Source organism: Paraburkholderia solisilvae (assembly GCF_902859875.1).
GTDB classification, from domain to species: Bacteria; Pseudomonadota; Gammaproteobacteria; order Burkholderiales; family Burkholderiaceae; genus Paraburkholderia; species Paraburkholderia solisilvae.
Window position 1 is genome coordinate 129,304 of the sequence record NZ_CADIKF010000002.1, and the last position, 17,454, is coordinate 146,757.

Here is a 17,454-nt window from a genome sequence, read left to right on the forward strand (position 1 = left end):
CGGAAGCACCCGCGTGACGGCCGGTTGCAACCTACCGCAGCCGAAGCGCGCCAGCCTGCCCCAGTGCGCGGCGCGCTTCAACCAGGGTCGCGCGGGCAGCCCGCGCATCCCCGGCCAACTGGATCAGCGGCCGGATTTGCGACGGCTGTTTGAGGAGTTCGCGCAAAATCGGCGCAATCGCGGTGCTGCCGTCGTCACGCAAGCCGGCCGTCGCGGCCGATGGCAGCGAGCGCCACGCCGGATCGACGATCGCACGGCAAACGGCGAACGGTAAGCCGCGCGCCTCTGCGATCGCACCGGCCAGATGCGATTCCATATCGACCGCGAGTGCACCCGTCGAACGATGGAGCGCCGCCTTGTCGGGCGCGCCGGTCAACGGCGCCGTGACGCCCGCCAGCCGGCCGCGCCGCAACTTTGCGGCGAGCGGCGTCGCGGCAAGCGCGGCGGCGATGCGCTCCGACCACGCCGCATCGGTGGAGATTTGTCCAAGCGGCCCATCGACCGCGTCCGCAATGATCAGCGCACCGGGCTCGAGGTCGGGCGCGAGGCCGCCCGCCGTGCCAAAGCTGATGATGCCGGCGCAGCCCCGCTCGACCGCCGCGGTCAACGCGCGCTCGAGCAGGTCGGCGCGTGCGGCAAACACCGCGTCGACGCCGTCACCGCGCGCGATGCGCGCTTCGAAAGCCATCCCGGCGACAGCGATGACGGGCAGCGCAACGGACTCGCCCGCTGCCGGCCGCGCGTTCGCGCTCACACGCCGACCTTGACGCGCGTTTCGCCGGCCCGTTTCATCTGCCGGTAGCGCGCGAGCGCCCACAGCGGGAAGAACTTGCGATAACCGTGGTAGCGCAGATAGAAGACGCGCGGAAAGCCGGTGGCCGTAAAGCGGGTTTCGTCCCACAGCCCGTGGTCGCGCTGCTCGCGCACCAGATACTCGATACCGCTCGCGACCGCCGGATGCTCGATCTCGCCGGCCGCGATCAGCCCGAGCACCGCCCAGGCGGTCTGCGACGCCGTGCTCGCCGCGCGCTCGTAGCCGCGATATTCGAGCTTGTAACTGGTGCCATCCTCGCCCCAGCCGCCGTCCGCATTCTGGATCGACGCCAGCCATTGCGCGGCGCGTTTCATCGCCGGGTGATCGAACGGCATGCCGACCGCACTCAACGCACACAACGCGCTCCACGTGCCGTAGACGTAGTTCATGCCCCAGCGGCCGTACCAGCTGCCGTCCGCTTCCTGCTCGTTGAGCAGGTAATCGTATGCGCGGCGCGCCGCGGCGCTCGTCGCCGGCATTTCACCGAGTTGCGCGAGCATCGACAGGCAGCGGCCCGACACGTCCGCGGTCGGCGGATCCAGCAGTGCGCCGTGATCGGAGAACGGAATGCTGTTCAGGTGATAGTGCGTGTTTTCCGGCTCGAACGCGCCCCAGCCGCCGTCGCTGCTCTGCATTCCGACCACCCACTCCCGCGCCCGCGCGATCGCGGCGTCGTACGCCGGCGTCCGCGCGTCGACGGCGACGCGATGCATCGCCATCACGACCACGGCTGTATCGTCGACGTCCGGGTAATGCGGGTTCGCGTACTGGAACGCCCAGCCGCCCGGCCGCACGTCCGCGCGGCGCGAAATCCAGTCGCCGCGCACGTCGAGCACCTGCAGCGGCACCAGCCAGTCGAGCCCGCGCGCGGCGGCCGCGACGGCACGCGCGTCGCCGGTTTCGAGCAGTGCATGCGCGACGAGCGATGTGTCCCACACCGGCGACAGGCACGGCTGGCAATACGCTTCGTCTTCAGCGATGGCGAGCAGCTTGTCGATCGAGCGGCGTGCGATGGCGCGGTTCGGATGATCGGCCGGATAGCCGAGCACGTCGTACATCATCACCGAGTTGGCCATTGCCGGGAAAATCGCGCCGAGGCCGTCTTCGCCGTTCAGCCGCTCATCGACGAAGGCGACGGCGGCGCGAATCGCGCGCTCGCGCATCGCCTTCGGGAAAAAGCCTTCGGTGACGCGCAGCACCGCGTCGATCGAACGGAAGAAGCGGAACCATCCTTTGCTCTGATGCGGCGCGCGCGGCAGCATGCCGGTGTTGACCGGCGCGCCGACGAACAGCTCGTCGATCCGCACACCGCGCGGATTGCGCGCGACCGGCCGTTTCGCGGCCAGCACCAGCAGCGGCACGATCACCGTGCGCGCCCAGTACGACACCTTCGACAGATGGAACGGAAAACCCTGCGGCAGCAGCATCATCTCGACCGGCATCACCGGCACCGCGCGCCACGAGACCACGCCGAACAGTGCGAGCAGCATGCGCGTAAACACGTTCACCGTCTCCGCGCCGCCGTGCGCGAGCACCGCTTCGCGCGCGCGGCGCATATGGTCCGCGTCTTCCGGATCGCCGATCATCTTCAGCGCGAAGTACGCCTTCACCGTCGCGCTGACGTCGGGCGCGCCGTCGGTGAATAGCGGCCAGCCGCCGTCCGGCAACTGGATGCGCCGCAGGTAGCGGCCGATTTTCTGCTCGAGTTCGAGATTCGCGGTCTCGCCGAGGTAGTGAACGAGCAGCACGTATTCGGCGGGAATCGTGGCGTCGGCTTCCAGCTCGTACACCCAATGGCCGTCGTCGCGCTGCGCGGCGAGAATCGCGTCGGTTGCGCGCGCAACGGCTGTGTCCAGCGCCGCCGCGCCGGCTGCCGCCGCCTGGGCGGCGGGCGCGCCGTCGGCGGCGAGGTTTGCTTCGCCCAACTGCTGGGCGACGGATAAATCGTTCATCGGCGTTCCATCGGTTCGTTCAGAAGCAGGTCCGCGGCCTTCTGGCCCGAGCGGATCGCTCCTTCTATCGTCGCGGGCAGACCGGTAGCCGTCCAGTCGCCCGCAAGCATCAGGTTAGTCCAGCGGGTGCGCGCCGCCGGACGGCGCATCTCCTCGTCAGGCACCGCGGCGAATGTCGCATGCGGCTCAACGCCAATCTGCCACAGCGGCAGCGGCTGCGCCGGCAAGCCGGCAGCCTGCGCAACGTCGGCCCACAGCGTCTGCGCAAGCGCGTCGCGCGGCATGCCGGCGAGGCGCTCCGCGCCGTACACAGTCGCCGACAGACGCCCGTCGGCGGCGACCAGCCAGTGCGCGTGGCCGTTGACGAGCGCCGCCGTCGGCGGATGGCCCGGCGGCGGTTCGACCGCGAAGTGCGCGGTCACCATCGGCGAGAAACGCTGTGGCGCCTGCAGGCCCGGCACCAGCGCCTGCGCGACATGCGGCGGCACCGCGAGCACCGCCGCTTCGCCGGCTTCGAGCACGATACGCTCGCCGCCGGTCTGCAGCGCCGCCACCCGGCCGTCGGCAAATTCGAGCGCATCGAGCCGCGCACCGAGCCGGATCGTCGCGCCGCCGTGCTGCAGCATGCGCAGCGCCGGATCGACAAACGCGCTGCTCAGACCGTGACGCGCAACCAGCGGCCGGCACGCGTCGCCGCCGATGATGAGCGTCTCGCGCAACGCGGCGGCGGCCAGCTCCGCGGTCGCGTCGCGCGGCTCGACGTTCATCATCAGCGTGAACAGCGGCCGCAGCATCCGGTCCCACAGCACGCCGTTGCAACGCATCGTCTGCGCCAGCGTGCGGCCCGGCTTCGCGAACAGCAGCGGCACGAGCGACAGGTAATCTGTGGCCTGCGTATGCGGCACGCGCGCGGCCGGATCGATCATCCAGAACGGCACCCGCCCCGGCGACGGCCGCACCGCCCAGCGCGAGCGCGTCGCAACGTCGATGAAATTCAGTTCCGGCCGCGTCGGCCCGACCAGTTCATCGCCTGCGCCGATCGCGCGCAGATAGTTCAGCGTGGCATGGTTGCCCGATACCACCACGTGATTGCCATTGTCGACGGTCGCACCCAGCGTGCGGTCGTAATACGAACGGCACCGCCCGCCCGCCTGCTCCGCCGTTTCGTACAGGATCACCTGCGCGCCGCGGCGCTGCAATTGGACTGCGGCGGCGAGGCCCGCGAGGCCTGCGCCGATCACATGAACCAGCTTGCGCATCAGAAAAATGCGTACCGCGCGAGGATCCACAGCAGCCGCGCGCGCGGCTTGCGGACTTTGGTACGCGGGATGTCGAACCCACGGTCGATGGTGCGCTCGAGCAGGCAGTGATACACCGCCGACATGATGCGCGGCGCGCGCACGTGCGCGCGCGGACATTGTTTCATGATCGCGTCCGACGCCGCGAAGTGCTGCTTCGCGCGTTCGGCGATCGTTGCGCACACGCGCGGCAGGGATGGATCGTCCGCGATGGCGGCGGGGCTGGTCGCCGCGATGCCCTCGCGGGCCAGCAATTCGCGCGGCAGATAGCAGCGGTTCAGCTCCGCGTCTTCGTCGATGTCGCGCAGGATGTTGGTCAACTGCAGCGCGCGCCCCAGATGGTGAGCCAGATCGCGGCCAGGCTGCTCCTCCATCCCGAATACCCTCACCGACAGGCGGCCCGCCGCGCTCGCGACGCGGTCGCAGTAAAGGTCCAGCGTCGCTTCGTCCGGTGCGCAGATGTCGGCCTCCGCATCCATCGCCATGCCGTCGATCATCGCGTGAAAATCTTCGCGCTGCAGATGGAACGTATGAATGTGCCGCGTCAATTCGCGCAACGAGTCGCGCGGCGAGCCGGCGTAGCACGCGTCGATGTCGGCGCGCCAGCGCTCGAGCGCAGCCGCGCGTTCGGCACGCGGCTGGCCGCCGTCGGCGATATCGTCGACCGCGCGGCAGAACGCGTACACCTGGTACATCGCGTCACGCTGCGCCGCCGGCAGAATGCGCATCGCAAAATAGAACGAACTGCCGGAGGTAACGGCAGCGGCGTCGGTTTGTATGTCGTCCACGACTGGATTGGAAACGGCCAAGACTATCTCCGCTGAGGCGCCCAACACGAGGCGATCAAGAAGTCATGCCTACCCGCAGGGCAAGCCGCCCGCGCGCGCGGACACGCGCGAAAATGACATATGCCAACTGGGAAGCTGGAACGGGCGAAAGTATACCAGCCATCGTAAGCCAACGCTGGTTGGCGGGCCGCGCCGGGGGCCGGCCGAACGTCGCTTCGCCTTGCCAGGCCTCGCATAGCGCCCGGCGGGAAGCGTCAGATGAATGCGATCGAGCGATTACGGCCTTGCCGTTTCGCCGTGTAAAGGGCCGCATCGGCCTCGTTGATCAGCGCTTCGTATGCCGGTACGCCCGTGCGCGCCGATGCGCCGCCGACGCTGGCCGTCACCGGCACGCTCACGCCGTGCACGTCGACCGGCGTGTCGCCGATCGTATTACGGATCTTTTCGGCGACCAGCATCGCGTCTTCGAGCGGCGTGCACGGCAGCAGCAGCGCGAATTCCTCGCCACCGAAGCGGCCGAACGTATCCTGCGCGCGCACCACGCCGGCCACGCGCTGCGCCATCTCGCGCAGCACGAAATCGCCGACGACATGGCCGAACTGGTCGTTGATTTTCTTGAAGTGGTCGAGATCGAACAGCAGGATCGACAGATCGCCGCCATAGCGCTGCCAGCGCGTGTATTCGTCGCGCAGCCGCACCTCGAAATAGCGCCGGTTCGCGATGCCGGTCAGCCCGTCGCGATCCGCATATTCCTGCAGCTTCGCCACCGCCTCTTCGCGTTCGCGCTGCATGATGCTGACGTGCGTCACGTCCGATACCGTCACACAAACGGCTTCCACTTCGCGCTCGCGCATCAGCGGCATGAACGTGCAGTCCTGCTGCATGAAGTCCACGCCGCCGGTGATCGGCCGGTCGTGATCGAACTTGAACAGATAAGGCCGCTGCTCCCATGAACTGAACGCGAAGCTGCCGAGCTGGAATACGCTTTCGAGCTTGCGCGTGAGCCACACGCGCGGCAGTTCCGGAAAGCTCGCGAAAATCGACTTGCCGACCACCTGATCGGCCGACAGGCCGCTGTGGTCCTGCATGAAGCGGTTCCACATCAGCACGTTCATTTGCCGGTCGAGCACGAAAATGCCGAAGCCGACGCGCTCCACCACAAGGTCACTCAGACAGGCGGTCGTGTCATTCATAGGCTGGACAGCAAAGCGTCAAGGGCGCGATTGATATGCCGGATCGAGTCTTCAGCCATCAGCATCACGAGATGCGCGCGGAAACTCTGGTCTTCCAGCGTGAAATTGACTTCGACGAGCAGCGCGACGCTCCATGCGAGCACGTTCGGCTGGAACACGTCGTCGAGGGACATCGCGAGGCCCAGCATGCCCGGCGCCGAAAACACCGGCGCGCGGCCGAGCTGCTCGAAGATGCACGATACGCACGCGCCGGTCAGCAGGTTCGCGATGTCGAAAATCAGCTCTTCCTCGCTGGTCGCCTCGTACGTGGATTTCGCATACGGATCGCTCACGAGCGCGCACAGTTGCTCGACATTGCCGCTCTTGCAGATCACGAGCGCTTCGCCCTTGATGTCCGAACGGAACCCCTGGCGGACCGCCGCCACGGTCTCGCTGATGCCGGTCATCTCGCGCAGCGCCTGCGCGGCTTCACGCACCGCCACGACGCGCACGCGCGGCACCGACAGCTCGATAAACGCGTCGAGCAGCAGCGCGAGGCGCTGAGCGGCCTGCCCCATCGCGAGATTCGCGATCTCCTGCAGCGCGTCGCGCTGGTCTTCGGTGAGAACTGGCTCAGGCATACAACCCGTACTCCTTGAGGATAGGAAGGACCGCCTCGGGGGTCACGGGCTTCGCAACGAACGCGATCGCGCCCAGCGCGCGGACGCGTTCCTGCGCCATCGGCTGGATGTCCGCGGACACGACAATTACGAATGTGTTCAGATCCTCGTGCTGCAGCGCTTCCAGCACCTGATAGCCGGTCATATCCGGCATCGTCAGGTCGAGAAACATCACGGTTGCCTTGCCGGCGCGGTACAGTGCGAGTGCTTCGCGCCCGTTCGACGCATAGGCGATCTCGACGTCCCAATCCGGTGGCAGTGCTTTCGTGAGCACCTTCCGGGCGAGCAGCGAATCGTCGGCGATCACGATGGGCAATGGCATGGCAGCTTATCGGTAAACGGAATTGTCTCGTGCGTATTATCGGCGGCTGTCGGCGGTTCTTTAGTAACCGTCCGGCTTACTGCATGCAGACAAAAGCGCTGCTGCGCGTCCAAATCGACGCGTGCTACGAAAAAGGGGCAAATGAGTGCGGCGCGGCGCATACAGGGTGGGGGCACACACAAAAAGTGCGCGCCATGCTACCCCGTCGGCGATCGCGAATGACCCAGTCGTCTCGTTGGTGGGATGTCGGGGCGCCCTCGCGCGCATGCACCCGGGCATCGCAGGCGCATTGATTGTCTGGGGCGCAATTCTCGAAGCAAACCGGCGAAAAGGCAACTCGCCAAATTGGGGTTCATCGAACAGAAGTCACTCAGATGACTCGCTTTACCGGGGGTGTTCTAACTATTACTGTAAAAAATGTTGCCGTTTATACTTTTGTATACGTTTGCGCTTCCGGATTTGTCACTGTTTCGCGAACGCTCGAGCCCGCCGAATCTAATTCGGTCCGCGGCAACCGACTGCGCTCGCCGTAAGATGGTAAAACGTCTTGCACGCCTTTCCCGACTCTTGCGGCGGTGCTCACCATGACTCCTGATCGGAGTGAATCGGATCAAGAAACCCGCGGCACCGGAAGCCGGCCGGAAGACACGGTTTTCCCGGCCGTACCTGAGCACAATTTCGCGGTAAGGCGCATGACGCTGATCGCCTTGCTGGTCGCGGCGATCATCCTGCCGTGCATCTTCGTCGCGGTGATGGCGCTCAACGATTTCCGCACCCGCGAAGCGGAAGCGACCGACATGACGTTGCGTACCGTACGCGTCGCCGAAGAGCATGCGCTGAAGGTATTCGATATGAACGAAGCGCTCGACGCGCGCGTCGTCGATTTCGTGCAAGGACTCGACGACGCCGGCATTCACGCGCGCGAAGCGCAGATTCACGACAAACTGGAATCGATCGGCGGCGGCTATCCGCAAGTCGCGTCGATGTCGATTTTCAGCAGCGACGGCACGCTGCTCGCGAGCAGTCGCCTCTACCCCGCGCCGCCGATGTCCATTGCCGGGCGCGACGATTTCATCGGCATTCGCAACGGCAGCGTGATCGAGCATGTGTCGAAGGTGATGTCCGGCAGCGCGGCCGACGGCGAAGTCGTGTTCAACACGGGCGTCGCACGTCGCGACGACGGCAATGCGTTCGCCGGCATCGTGTCGGTCGCGCTGCGCTCCGCGTATTTCAGCGATTTCTATCGCGATCTGCTCGGCGGCCGCGCCGCGCCGATGACGATGGGCCTCACCCGCACCGACGGCGCCGTGCTCGCGCATTACCCGCCAAGCAGCAAGGCCGCCTCCGACCCGCAGCCGTCGCCGTTCACTGAAGCGCTCGCCGAAGGCCGGCGCGCGGGCGTGGTCAGGGTGCATTCGATGCTGTACGGCGACAAGCAGATTGTCGCGTTCCGGCGCGTCGGGTCATATCCGGTGTATGTCGCGTGCGGCTATCGCACGTCGGCGATCTGGGCCGGGTGGTACCGGCATCTGAGCGTGCTGATCGTCGCGATGTTCGTGCCGTCGGTGGTGTTGTGGTGCGTGATCTGGTTATCGTTGAAACGCCTCGCCGCCGAAGAGGAAGCATGGGAACGCTGGCAGGCCGAAGCATCGATGCGCCGCTCGATCGAATCCGCGTACCGGCAGTCGCGCAAGATGGAAGCGCTCGGCAATCTGGTCGGCAGCGTCGCGCACGATTTCAACAATCTGCTGATGATCGTCTCGGCGAATATCCAGATTCTTCGTCGGCGCAAGGCCGCCGCGTTCGATCGTGAACTATCGGCGGTCGAACGCGCGCTGAAAAGCGGTCAGTCGCTCACGCGCCAGTTGCTCGGCGTCGCGCGCAAGCAGCCGCTGCGTAACGAGACGCTCGCGATCGAGCGCTGGCTGCCCGGCTGCCGCGAATTGCTGCGCGCGTCGCTCGGCGCGAAGGTGTCGCTGCGGATGGATATTGGGGGCGGCGTATGGCCGATCCGTGTCGATGTTGCGGAACTGGAGCTCGCGTTGATCAACGTCGCGGTCAACGCGCGCGACGCGATGCCGAGCGGCGGTCGTTTTACGGTGCGCGCCAGCAATCTCACCTTCCGCCATGAAGACGGCTTTCCGCTAACGGGCGACTTCGTGCAGCTGTCGCTCGAAGATACCGGTGTCGGCATGCCGCCCGACGTGTTGTCGCGCGCGTTCGAGCCGCTCTTCACGACCAAGCCCAAGGGAATGGGCACCGGCCTCGGCCTGCCGCAGGTGTTCGCGTTCTGCGAGCGCTCCGGCGGCCTCGCGGCGATCGACAGTGCGACCGGCGCCGGGACCTCGGTGCGGCTGTATCTGCCGCGCGCGACGGGCGAGCCGGTGCAGGCCGACGCGCCCGCCGAGCCGATCGTCGCGCAGGACGAGGCGCCGCAAGGGCTGCGTGTTCTGCTCGTCGAGGACAACGACGAAGTCGCGGCCGGCACCGAAGCGCTGCTGCAGATGATGGGTCATGAGGTGACCTGCGTGTTCAATGCCGACACGGCGCTGCGCCTGCTCGACGATGCGCGCGCAAAACAGGCGCAGGGGGGCGAGCCGTTGCCGTTCGACCTCGTGATCTCCGACATTCATATGCCGGGCAAACTGAACGGCATCGATCTCGCGGAAGCGATCCAGCATTTCGAAACGAAGTTGCCGGTCGTGCTCGTGACCGGTTACGCGGAAGAGCTTGAACGCGCGCGGCATGTCGATGCACACGTCTTGCCGAAACCGTTCGATATCGCGCTGCTCGACCAGTTTTTGCAAACGCTGCAGCAGGATCTCTCGCACGCGCATGCGCAGGCGCACCCGACGCATTGATTGACGTCACGGGTCCGCTTTGCGTGCGCATCAGTTGCACGCGCGTTACCGGCGCGTTGTAAAAAGGCAGCGCAGGCATCTGGAATACCGTTTGCGCTGCGCGACCCCGCAGCGCCGCCGTGGCGATGCAAGCGCCCGATGCGCGGCACGGCGTACGCGGCGAGTGCTCATTGCGTGCTTCCGGCACGATCGTTGCAGCCTCCCTGATGAGTATGAGCGAGCGAAGGCGGCGTGCCATTACGCCGCCGGCTCGAGCAAACCATCGGGAGGCAGCGATGAGACAAACGGTCATTGGCCTGTTCAACACCTATGCGGAAGCGGACGGTGCGCGCAACACACTCGTGCAATCCGGTTTCGCTTATCAAGGGGTCGAACTGCGGGCGAATCCTGAAACGGCGTCCGACGCGATCGCTGATGAATCGCCCGGTGTCCTTGCAAATATCGAACGCTTTTTCGCGAGCCTGTTCGCGACGTCCGGTTCCGGCCTCAATGTGCCGCTCGCCGAACGCTACGCGGACGCCGTGCGACGAGGCGCAGTGCTCGTTTGCGTCGATGCGCAGAGCGACGCGCAGACGGAGCTTGCGCACAACACGCTGGTACGGCTCGGTGCGCACGACGTCAGTACGCAGATGAACAGCGCGCCGGCACAGCGGGAAAACGTACCGCCGGCGCAGGCACGGCGCGAGCATTCGATGCTCGACGAGCTCGGCATCGGCGGAGCGGCCGCGCAACCGGCGCGCGAGCCGTTGCGCACGACGGACGAGGAGCGCCGCTTCGAACGTATCGATGCGCCGCCGCACGATACGCCGATTGACGATGAGGCCGCTCGAACCGCGCTTGCCGCCGGTGGCGCACCTGGGTCAGGCGCGGTGCTTCGCCCCGACCTGGCGGACACAGGGCGGCGCGAACTGGATGAAGCGGCAATGCGTGAAGCCGCGATGTCGCCGGACGCCGCCATGCCGCCGCGTGATGAATTTTCGCGAACGTCAGGGGGTGGCTTCGGCGCGGGTATGAGCCAGAGCACGGGCAGCGGCGGCGGTATGGGCGCAATGACGCAGCAGGACTGGTCGACGCAGCAAGGCAGTCGTCAGACGATGACGTCGCAGGATATGCCGCCTATGGGCGCCGCTGGCGACGAGTCTGCCGAGTCCGAATATCCGTCGCGGACGGTTCGTGGCGCTGCGCAATATCAGTCGGATCCGTCCGACCTCGGCCGCGCGACGAGTCTGCCTGGCCAAGGTTTGTGGCAACGCGAATCGATGCGGCAGCGTAGTGAGCAAACTGCGGATCGAGCTGCGGAGCGAACGGCGGCGAGTTACCCATCGGCAGGAGCAGCATCGCAGGCGGGTACGCCACCGCGCGATGGACGCGACTTACAAGCGGGTGTCGGTTCCGATCTCTACTCGGATGACGGGCGAGCCGCCGATGGACGCAGCAGCGATGAGCGTTCGCTACGTGAGCCGGCGGACTATGGCAGCGCGGCGTCACATGCAGGTCGCACCGCGGACACATCGACGGAGCAGCGCGTCACCTCGATGCGAGATGAACATCAGCCGCCGCAGATGGCGCCCGACATTGACCCGCCGCCGTCCAGTAGGGCGACTTCCACGACGGCGACTCAACGCGAAAACCTGGCTGGCGCTCGCGATACAGGCATACCCGGCGAGCGCGTCGCGCGTCCCGGCGGCACCGTCCACTCGTCTGCGCCCGGTACGATGAATGAATCCGAAGCGCGCCGGGATTTGCGTGGCAGCGATTTGCGCGGCAGCGACTACTCGCCGGCTACCGTCGCGGGCAACGCGGCACGACCTCCCGCCGACGACGTGCGCGCGACGAGCGGCACCGCCAGCGGTGGTCTGGGCGCACCGATTCCCGACGAATTCCTCGAGTACGAGGAAGACTTCCGCATGCACTACGACGAACAGTACGGCACGCGTGAAGGCGCCCGGTACGACGAATACGTACCGGCTTACCGTTATGGGGCAACGATGGGACGCGATACGCGCTACCAGGATCGCCCATGGGATGAGGATGTCGAACTCGAAGCCCGGCACGATTGGGAACGCGCGGCGCCTGAGGGAAGCTGGGATCGCTTCAAGGCAGCGGTGCGACATGGGTGGGAACGCGTAACCGGTCACCACCCGCATCATCATTGATGATGCACGGGGCCATGCCGACTGTGCAGACGAATGGCACTGAAGGTAAAGTGGTCCGCATGAGCGCAGCGCCATACGTGTGGCGCTGCGTGCCTCGAGGGCAAACCTGCATGCGTGCGAACTGATCGACCGGCGCGGCGAGTAGACGCTATGCCGCGTGACAGCGATCAGACCCGATGCGTCTTTACCCAGTTGACGTACGTGTCCATGAAGTTCTGCAGATAGGTGCGGGTGTCATCGTTGACGATCGTGCCGGTCGCGTCGATGCGCGTCGGATCGTGTTTGACGAAGATCTCCGGCTGGCCCATCGTCGGCACATCGAGGTACGCGAGCACATTGCGCAGATGCTGCTGCGCCAACGCGGAACCCATTGCGCCCGGCGACGTCCCCGCTACTGCGCCCGGTTTGCCGCGCCACGAGCTGTGGCCCATCGGACGCGAGCCCCAGTCGAGCGCGTTTTTCAGCACGCCGGGAATCGATCGGTTGTACTCGGGCGTGACGAACAGCAGCGCATCGGCCGATTCGATCTGCCGTTTGAACTGGCGTGCGGCTTCCGGGAAATCCGCGTCGTACTCCTGGCTGTAGAGCGGCAGGTTGCCGATGTCGACAAACTCGAACTTGAAATCAGTGGGGGCGAGCGAAATCAATGCATGTGCAAGTTGCCGGTTAAACGACTCGCGGCGCAGGCTGCCGACGACGACTGCAATCTGATAAGCCATGTTGACGTTTCCAATGATGAGTTTTCAATGTCGCGCAACGCGCAATACGGTACGACCCGAACATCATAGCGGGATTCAGGTTTTTGTTAACTGTCTGTGGACAAGTCGACAGACAGGTCTGTTATCCACAGATTTCGTGGAGAACCTTGTGGATAAATCGCCTCTCTTCCTTGTGAGCCAAAGCTTGCGATCGGCTAGCGGGGCGCCAGAAAAATCTACCGCAAAACATGCGTTTCGATTACAGGCAGATGCGATCTTGCAGGCAAGGTGTCGTCGAATCTTTCACGCTGCCGCATATGTCACGCCGTGCAACGTCACGCTCGATAAAGAGGTGTCCGTAGCGCTATTTTTTTCGGAGGGCTTTAAAGATGACTCGCGTTTCTTCAGGTAAATCGCATGACGAAGCCGTGGCCGCACGCACAGGGAAACGGCAAAAGGCGCAAGAACAGGCAGGCGGCGAAATGGCCGTTGAAAACACGCAATCGGATTCGGAACACAGCTGCGGTGAACTGTCAGAGCAGGGCAAGAAAGTGTGGCGCACCGGTAGCGGGCTCGATGGCGGTGGCAAGAGTTCCTGACGTTCTCGATAGGGATGGCAGAAAAGAAACAGAAATACGTCGTCAGCCATCTTTGCCATTGGCGCAGGCGTTACGCTTCGCGTGAATCGAGCGCCGTCGTATTCGTGTCGTACTCGCTCGACAAGTGAATCTGGTTCGCATCGTCGGTCGTGATGCGGGAAAATGGCGCGCAAGCCCATTTGAGGCGCCACTTTCACCCATCGATGAATACGATTGACCTCGACACACGCCTTGATCGGCATTGCTACCTTGCGGCCTTCTTACGCATGCGCATCATGTGCGGCGCCGAATGGCGGAGACGCGCATGAGAACGGCGATTGATGAGCAAGCGTTCGACGATCCCGTCTATCTTGCCCAGTTGAGACGCGACCTGCTGCGTTTTGCGCGGCTCCAGTTGCGCGACGCCGCAGCCGCTGAAGATGCCGTACAGGAAGCGCTAGCCGCGGCCTGGACGCAGGCCGATCGTTTCGCCGGTCAGTCGGAACACAAGACCTGGGTGTTCGGCATCCTGCGGCACAAGCTGGTCGATACGCTGCGTGCCCGGCGACGCACGATCAATCTCTCCGCACTGGACGACGAACTCGAAGCCGAAGCATTGCTCGATCGCGAACTGTTCAAGGAAAACGGACACTGGTCGCCTGAGGCGCAACCGCGCACGTGGCCGACGCCCGAGACCGCGTTGCGTCAACAACAGTTCTGGACGTTGTTCGAGATGTGCCTCAATCATCTGCCTGAGCAGATCGGCCGCGTGTTCATGATGCGCGAGTTCCTCGATCTCGAGACCGCTGAAATCTGCGAGGAACTGCAAATGACCGCGAACCACTGCAGCGTGATGATCTATCGTGCGCGCTTGCGGCTGCGCGCCTGCCTGACCGAAAAGGGCCTTTCCAGCGGAGACGTCCATGGGGAAATGTAAAGACATCACACGGATCCTGTCCGATGCGCTCGAGCGGCGGCTTGGCGCTCGCGAATGGCTGGCCGTCGGCGCTCACTTGCCGACCTGCAGCGGGTGCCGCAATTTTCGCAAGCACATTGGGCTGCTGCGGGCGGCCGCGCGCGCAATGAGTGGGATCGATGATTCGTTGAAGGGTCGGGCGGCAGGGGAGTGAGAGGGTAGGTGCTGCAGGCTGCGGGCTGCAGGTTATTGTCCTCGCGGAAGCCGGATGCACCGCCGCCTGCCTGCACGAGGTGACCACACCGCCGTTAGCCTTGCTTCGTCATGATTTGCTTATGCGAATTTATCGGTTCGCCAAGTTTCCCAAGCGACTTATCGTTGAGCGCAATCGGTCCATCTTGCGTCCGTTCCACGTAAAGTCACCCTCCCGTCATGACTCGTCACGCTTCCTTGACGCGCCGCGCGTTTCTGGCCGGCGCAGGCACAGTATTGGCCGCCGCAGCCCTGCCCTCGTTCGCCGTGCCGCACGCCAGCACGATTCGCATCGGCTACCAGAAGGCCGCGAGCACGCTCGTGCTGCTCAAAGCGCATGGCACCCTCGAAAAACGATTCGCATCGCTCGGCATTACGGTCAAGTGGACCGAGTTTCCAGCCGGGCCGCAATTGCTCGAAGGCCTCAATGTCGGTTCAATCGACTTTGGCTACGTCGGTGAGGCGCCGCCGGTGATCGCGCAGGCCGCAGGCGCGAACTTCGTCTATACCGCGTATGAAGTGCCGACGCCGCACGCCGAAGGCATTCTCGTGCACCGCGACGCGCCGATAAAGTCGGTAGCCGATCTAAAAGGGAAAAAGGTTGCGTTGAACAAGGGCTCGGATGTGCACTGGTTGCTGGTCGCCGCGTTGCAGAAGTTCGGGGTGCAGTATGCGGACATTCAACCCGTGTTTCTGCCGCCCGCCGACGCACGCGCCGCATTCGAGCGCGGCGCCATCGACGCGTGGGCGATCTGGGACCCGTTCCTCGAAGCCGCGAAACGGCAGCCCAATGCCCGGCTCCTGACCGATGGTGAAGGGATCGTGAGTCACCATCAGTTCTTTCTGAGCGCGCGCCCGTTTGCGCAGGACAATGCCGACGTGATCGCTGCAGTAATCGATGAAGTCGGCAAGGAAGGCGCATGGCTGCGCGATCACTATCCGGAGGCAGCGGCGCAACTTGCGCCGATTCAGGGCCTCGACGCAAATGTGATCGAAGCCAGCCTCCGACACTACGCCCACGTTTACCGGCCGGTCGACGCGCACGTGCTAGCCGAACAGCAACGCATTGCCGATACGTTCGCGCAGCTTCACATCATTCCTGGACAGATCGTCACGAAAGACGCGGTTTTGCAGGTTGCCAAAGACTGAAGCCGAACGTGTTCTTTTATGCCAACGGCGTTGTTTGATTTATTTTTTGTCGATCTATTTATCGAATAGTACGTTGATGTTTTCCGGCGGACGGCCAATCACCGCTTTGCCGTTTCGCACGACAATCGGGCGCTGCAGCAAGATCGGATGCTCAACGATCGCTTCGTACAAGTGCTCATCGCTCATGTCGGCCGCGCCGAGGCCAAGCTGTTTGTACTCGGGTTCGGCGTCTCGCATCATGTCCCGCACCGGGCAACCGAGCATCCGGTTAAGGTCTTTCAATTGAGCGACTGTCAACGGCTCGCGCAGATATTCAATGACCTTGACCGGCTCGTTGGCGACGTTGAACGTGGTGCCGAGAAGGTCGAATGCGCCGCGTGACTTTGAGCAGCGGGGGTTGTGATAGATCGTGATCATCGTGGTTCCGTGTTTGCAATCGGATTGTGTCGCGTGACATGGGGGTAGGTGTGGGGATTTTAGCGGTGAGCGGCGCAGACCACCTCTTGCGTCGCCTGATGTTTTTGTATGGATCCCTCTCGTGGATGTCGTGGTCGTGCTTGCGTCTGGAACAAGCCTCCAAGCCTCCGATAGTCGATGAGCCGACGCGCTGCGGAACAATACTGTGGCATAGCGCTTCGCTGCGTCCTTCCGCCCCAGCTCGCGCGCCCTCGATGCGACCGCTTTATGCGCATAAAGCGGTCTGCGTTCAATCGGAGAGTCTTACCTCTTGCTTCGATGGCCAGCACCAAACACTTCTCGCACTGACGCGAATCCGCCTCGGGCCTCGTACCCACAGGCTGGTTCAAGTCCTCTCATCTGACTGCGATCGCGACGCATCCCACTCCGCCATCTCGCAAGCGTCGACCGCCGCAAGCTCGGTTGTCAAGTAGACAGAGCCGCTCGACTGGCTTTGACGCGATCTACAGGGATAACAAACGCGCGGCCTCATCGATTCCACGTGAACCATATCTCGCAGCAAAGACACGTCATCCGCTAGTCAACGCGAAAACGCGGCGCCTTTATGCGCATAAACCTCGGCTAAATGGCTAATCTGTCGCGGTGTCACGACAAAATGCATTGAAACGAAAATACATCAAGGTAGAATTCAGCAGCGTCCAATACGGGGAGGTGGAGCTTGGCAGCTGAAATCATCGCAGTAACACAACAAAAGGGCGGTGTCGGAAAGAGCACGATCGCGATGCATCTCGGCGCCGCTTTCCACGAGAAGGGGAAACGGGTTCTCGTCGTCGATGCTGATGGACAGAACACCTTGATTCACTGGGCGAGTGCTTCTTCCGATGGCGAAGCTGGCATTCCGTTTCCGGTAGTCAACCTGTCAGAAGCCGGTGGGCAGATCCACCGCGAGATCAAGAAGTTCGTCGGCGACTACGACGTCATCGTGGTCGACTGTCCGCCTTCGATCACCGAGAAAGTGTCCGGCGTCGTTCTGCTTGCCGCGACCGTCGCAGTCATTCCCACTTCGTCTTCGCCCGCTGATTATTGGTCGAGCGTCGGACTCGTCAAGCTCATCCAGCAAGCTCAGGTAATGAACGAAGACTTGCGTGCGGTGTTCCTGTTGAACAAGACCGAAGAGAAACGCATGCTCACCCGCGAACTCAAGCGTGCGTTAGAAGAACTCGGTTTCCCGTTGCTTAGAACGCAAATTCCTACCCGTGAGGCGTACAAGCAGGCGATGGCTCTCGGACAAACGGTGCTGCAAATGAATGATCGCGGCGCCAAGCTCGCCAGCATGGAAATCCGCGCGTGTGCTGACGAGATCGCAGCCCTGCTTCCCTGAATTTATGCGCATAAAGGTCC

Annotated in this window: 16 protein-coding genes; 7 read left to right on the plus strand and 9 right to left on the minus strand. The window is 63.9% G+C overall.

Going from position 1 to position 17,454, the window contains the following annotated elements:
• Window positions 1–31 precede the first annotated feature (31 nt).
• The 7 genes from HV675_RS02055 to HV675_RS02085 all read right to left on the minus strand — a co-directional run bounded on the left by HV675_RS02055 (window position 32) and on the right by HV675_RS02085 (window position 7,026).
• Window positions 32–688 (minus strand): phosphorylase, encoded by a 657-nt coding sequence (locus HV675_RS02055; RefSeq protein WP_175109212.1) that lies wholly within the window; start codon window positions 686–688, stop codon window positions 32–34.
• Window positions 689–750: 62 nt separating this feature from the next.
• Window positions 751–2,766, minus strand: a complete 2,016-nt coding sequence (gene shc, locus HV675_RS02060; RefSeq protein WP_175109087.1) for a squalene--hopene cyclase — start codon at window positions 2,764–2,766, stop codon at window positions 751–753.
• A complete protein-coding gene (gene hpnE / locus HV675_RS02065; protein ID WP_175109088.1) occupies window positions 2,763–4,025 on the minus strand; it encodes a hydroxysqualene dehydroxylase HpnE in 1,263 nt (420 codons plus the stop codon). The genes shc and hpnE overlap by 4 nt, the downstream gene beginning before the upstream one ends.
• Entirely contained in the window at window positions 4,025–4,873 is an 849-nt protein-coding gene (gene hpnD, locus HV675_RS02070) for a presqualene diphosphate synthase HpnD (protein ID WP_175109089.1), read from the minus strand. The genes hpnE and hpnD overlap by 1 nt, the downstream gene beginning before the upstream one ends.
• Window positions 4,874–5,106: 233 nt before the next feature.
• Window positions 5,107–6,045, minus strand: a complete 939-nt coding sequence (locus tag HV675_RS02075; RefSeq protein WP_175109090.1) for a sensor domain-containing diguanylate cyclase — start codon at window positions 6,043–6,045, stop codon at window positions 5,107–5,109.
• Window positions 6,042–6,665, minus strand: coding sequence for a chemotaxis protein CheC (locus tag HV675_RS02080; RefSeq protein ID WP_175109091.1), 624 nt, complete (start codon window positions 6,663–6,665; stop codon window positions 6,042–6,044). The genes HV675_RS02075 and HV675_RS02080 overlap by 4 nt, the downstream gene beginning before the upstream one ends.
• On the minus strand, window positions 6,658–7,026 hold the full coding sequence (locus HV675_RS02085; RefSeq protein ID WP_175109092.1) for a response regulator: 369 nt from the start codon (window positions 7,024–7,026) through the stop codon (window positions 6,658–6,660). Before HV675_RS02085 ends, HV675_RS02080 begins: the two co-directional genes overlap by 8 nt.
• A gap of 584 nt (window positions 7,027–7,610) precedes the next feature.
• Between HV675_RS02085 and HV675_RS02090 the strand changes: the two genes are divergently transcribed.
• Window positions 7,611–9,887, plus strand: coding sequence for a hybrid sensor histidine kinase/response regulator (locus HV675_RS02090; protein ID WP_175109093.1), 2,277 nt, complete (start codon window positions 7,611–7,613; stop codon window positions 9,885–9,887).
• Window positions 9,888–10,162: 275 nt separating this feature from the next.
• The gene (locus tag HV675_RS32905) at window positions 10,163–12,043 is read left to right on the plus strand and encodes a hypothetical protein (RefSeq protein WP_377700697.1); all 1,881 of its coding nucleotides are present in this window, start codon (window positions 10,163–10,165) and stop codon (window positions 12,041–12,043) included.
• Window positions 12,044–12,210: 167 nt separating this feature from the next.
• Here HV675_RS32905 and HV675_RS02100 read toward each other — a convergent pair whose 3' ends face one another.
• On the minus strand, window positions 12,211–12,762 hold the full coding sequence (locus tag HV675_RS02100; RefSeq protein ID WP_175109094.1) for an NADPH-dependent FMN reductase: 552 nt from the start codon (window positions 12,760–12,762) through the stop codon (window positions 12,211–12,213).
• Window positions 12,763–13,130: 368 nt separating this feature from the next.
• Between HV675_RS02100 and HV675_RS02105 the strand changes: the two genes are divergently transcribed.
• The 4 genes from HV675_RS02105 to HV675_RS02115 all read left to right on the plus strand — a co-directional run bounded on the left by HV675_RS02105 (window position 13,131) and on the right by HV675_RS02115 (window position 15,636).
• On the plus strand, window positions 13,131–13,340 hold the full coding sequence (locus tag HV675_RS02105) for a hypothetical protein (RefSeq protein WP_175109095.1): 210 nt from the start codon (window positions 13,131–13,133) through the stop codon (window positions 13,338–13,340).
• A 304-nt stretch (window positions 13,341–13,644) separates the two neighbouring features.
• A complete protein-coding gene (locus HV675_RS02110) occupies window positions 13,645–14,256 on the plus strand; it encodes an RNA polymerase factor sigma-70 (protein ID WP_175109096.1) in 612 nt (203 codons plus the stop codon).
• Entirely contained in the window at window positions 14,243–14,449 is a 207-nt protein-coding gene (locus tag HV675_RS32340; protein ID WP_246270056.1) for a zf-HC2 domain-containing protein, read from the plus strand. Before HV675_RS02110 ends, HV675_RS32340 begins: the two co-directional genes overlap by 14 nt.
• Window positions 14,450–14,667: 218 nt before the next feature.
• Window positions 14,668–15,636 carry a sulfonate ABC transporter substrate-binding protein gene (locus HV675_RS02115; protein WP_175109097.1) on the plus strand — a complete coding sequence of 323 codons (969 nt, stop codon included), beginning with the start codon at window positions 14,668–14,670 and terminating at the stop codon, window positions 15,634–15,636.
• Between the two features lie 54 nt (window positions 15,637–15,690).
• On the opposite strand, the gene arsC is transcribed toward HV675_RS02115, so the two are convergent.
• Complete coding sequence (gene arsC / locus HV675_RS02120; protein WP_175109098.1) at window positions 15,691–16,053, minus strand: arsenate reductase (glutaredoxin); 363 nt, start codon at window positions 16,051–16,053, stop codon at window positions 15,691–15,693.
• Between the two features lie 718 nt (window positions 16,054–16,771).
• On the opposite strand from arsC, the gene parA reads away from it, so the two are divergent.
• Window positions 16,772–17,434 (plus strand): ParA family partition ATPase, encoded by a 663-nt coding sequence (gene parA, locus HV675_RS02125; protein WP_175109099.1) that lies wholly within the window; start codon window positions 16,772–16,774, stop codon window positions 17,432–17,434.
• Window positions 17,435–17,454 lie beyond the last annotated feature (20 nt).

What these genes read in the sequence shown, in the direction of transcription:
- HV675_RS02115 (WP_175109097.1), top strand. Translation starts at nt 14,668, where the DNA reads ATGACTCGTCACGCTTCCTTGACGCGCCGCGCGTTTCTGGCCGGCGCA.
- hpnE (WP_175109088.1), bottom strand. Translation starts at nt 4,025, where the DNA reads ATGCGCAAGCTGGTTCATGTGATCGGCGCAGGCCTCGCGGGCCTCGCC.
- arsC (WP_175109098.1), bottom strand. Translation starts at nt 16,053, where the DNA reads ATGATCACGATCTATCACAACCCCCGCTGCTCAAAGTCACGCGGCGCA.
- HV675_RS02080 (WP_175109091.1), bottom strand. Translation starts at nt 6,665, where the DNA reads ATGCCTGAGCCAGTTCTCACCGAAGACCAGCGCGACGCGCTGCAGGAG.
- shc (WP_175109087.1), bottom strand. Translation starts at nt 2,766, where the DNA reads ATGAACGATTTATCCGTCGCCCAGCAGTTGGGCGAAGCAAACCTCGCC.
- HV675_RS02075 (WP_175109090.1), bottom strand. Translation starts at nt 6,045, where the DNA reads ATGAATGACACGACCGCCTGTCTGAGTGACCTTGTGGTGGAGCGCGTC.
- HV675_RS32340 (WP_246270056.1), top strand. Translation starts at nt 14,243, where the DNA reads ATGGGGAAATGTAAAGACATCACACGGATCCTGTCCGATGCGCTCGAG.
- HV675_RS02085 (WP_175109092.1), bottom strand. Translation starts at nt 7,026, where the DNA reads ATGCCATTGCCCATCGTGATCGCCGACGATTCGCTGCTCGCCCGGAAG.
- HV675_RS32905 (WP_377700697.1), top strand. Translation starts at nt 10,163, where the DNA reads ATGAGACAAACGGTCATTGGCCTGTTCAACACCTATGCGGAAGCGGAC.
- HV675_RS02090 (WP_175109093.1), top strand. Translation starts at nt 7,611, where the DNA reads ATGACTCCTGATCGGAGTGAATCGGATCAAGAAACCCGCGGCACCGGA.
- HV675_RS02105 (WP_175109095.1), top strand. Translation starts at nt 13,131, where the DNA reads ATGACTCGCGTTTCTTCAGGTAAATCGCATGACGAAGCCGTGGCCGCA.
- HV675_RS02055 (WP_175109212.1), bottom strand. Translation starts at nt 688, where the DNA reads ATGGCTTTCGAAGCGCGCATCGCGCGCGGTGACGGCGTCGACGCGGTG.
- HV675_RS02100 (WP_175109094.1), bottom strand. Translation starts at nt 12,762, where the DNA reads ATGGCTTATCAGATTGCAGTCGTCGTCGGCAGCCTGCGCCGCGAGTCG.
- HV675_RS02110 (WP_175109096.1), top strand. Translation starts at nt 13,645, where the DNA reads ATGAGAACGGCGATTGATGAGCAAGCGTTCGACGATCCCGTCTATCTT.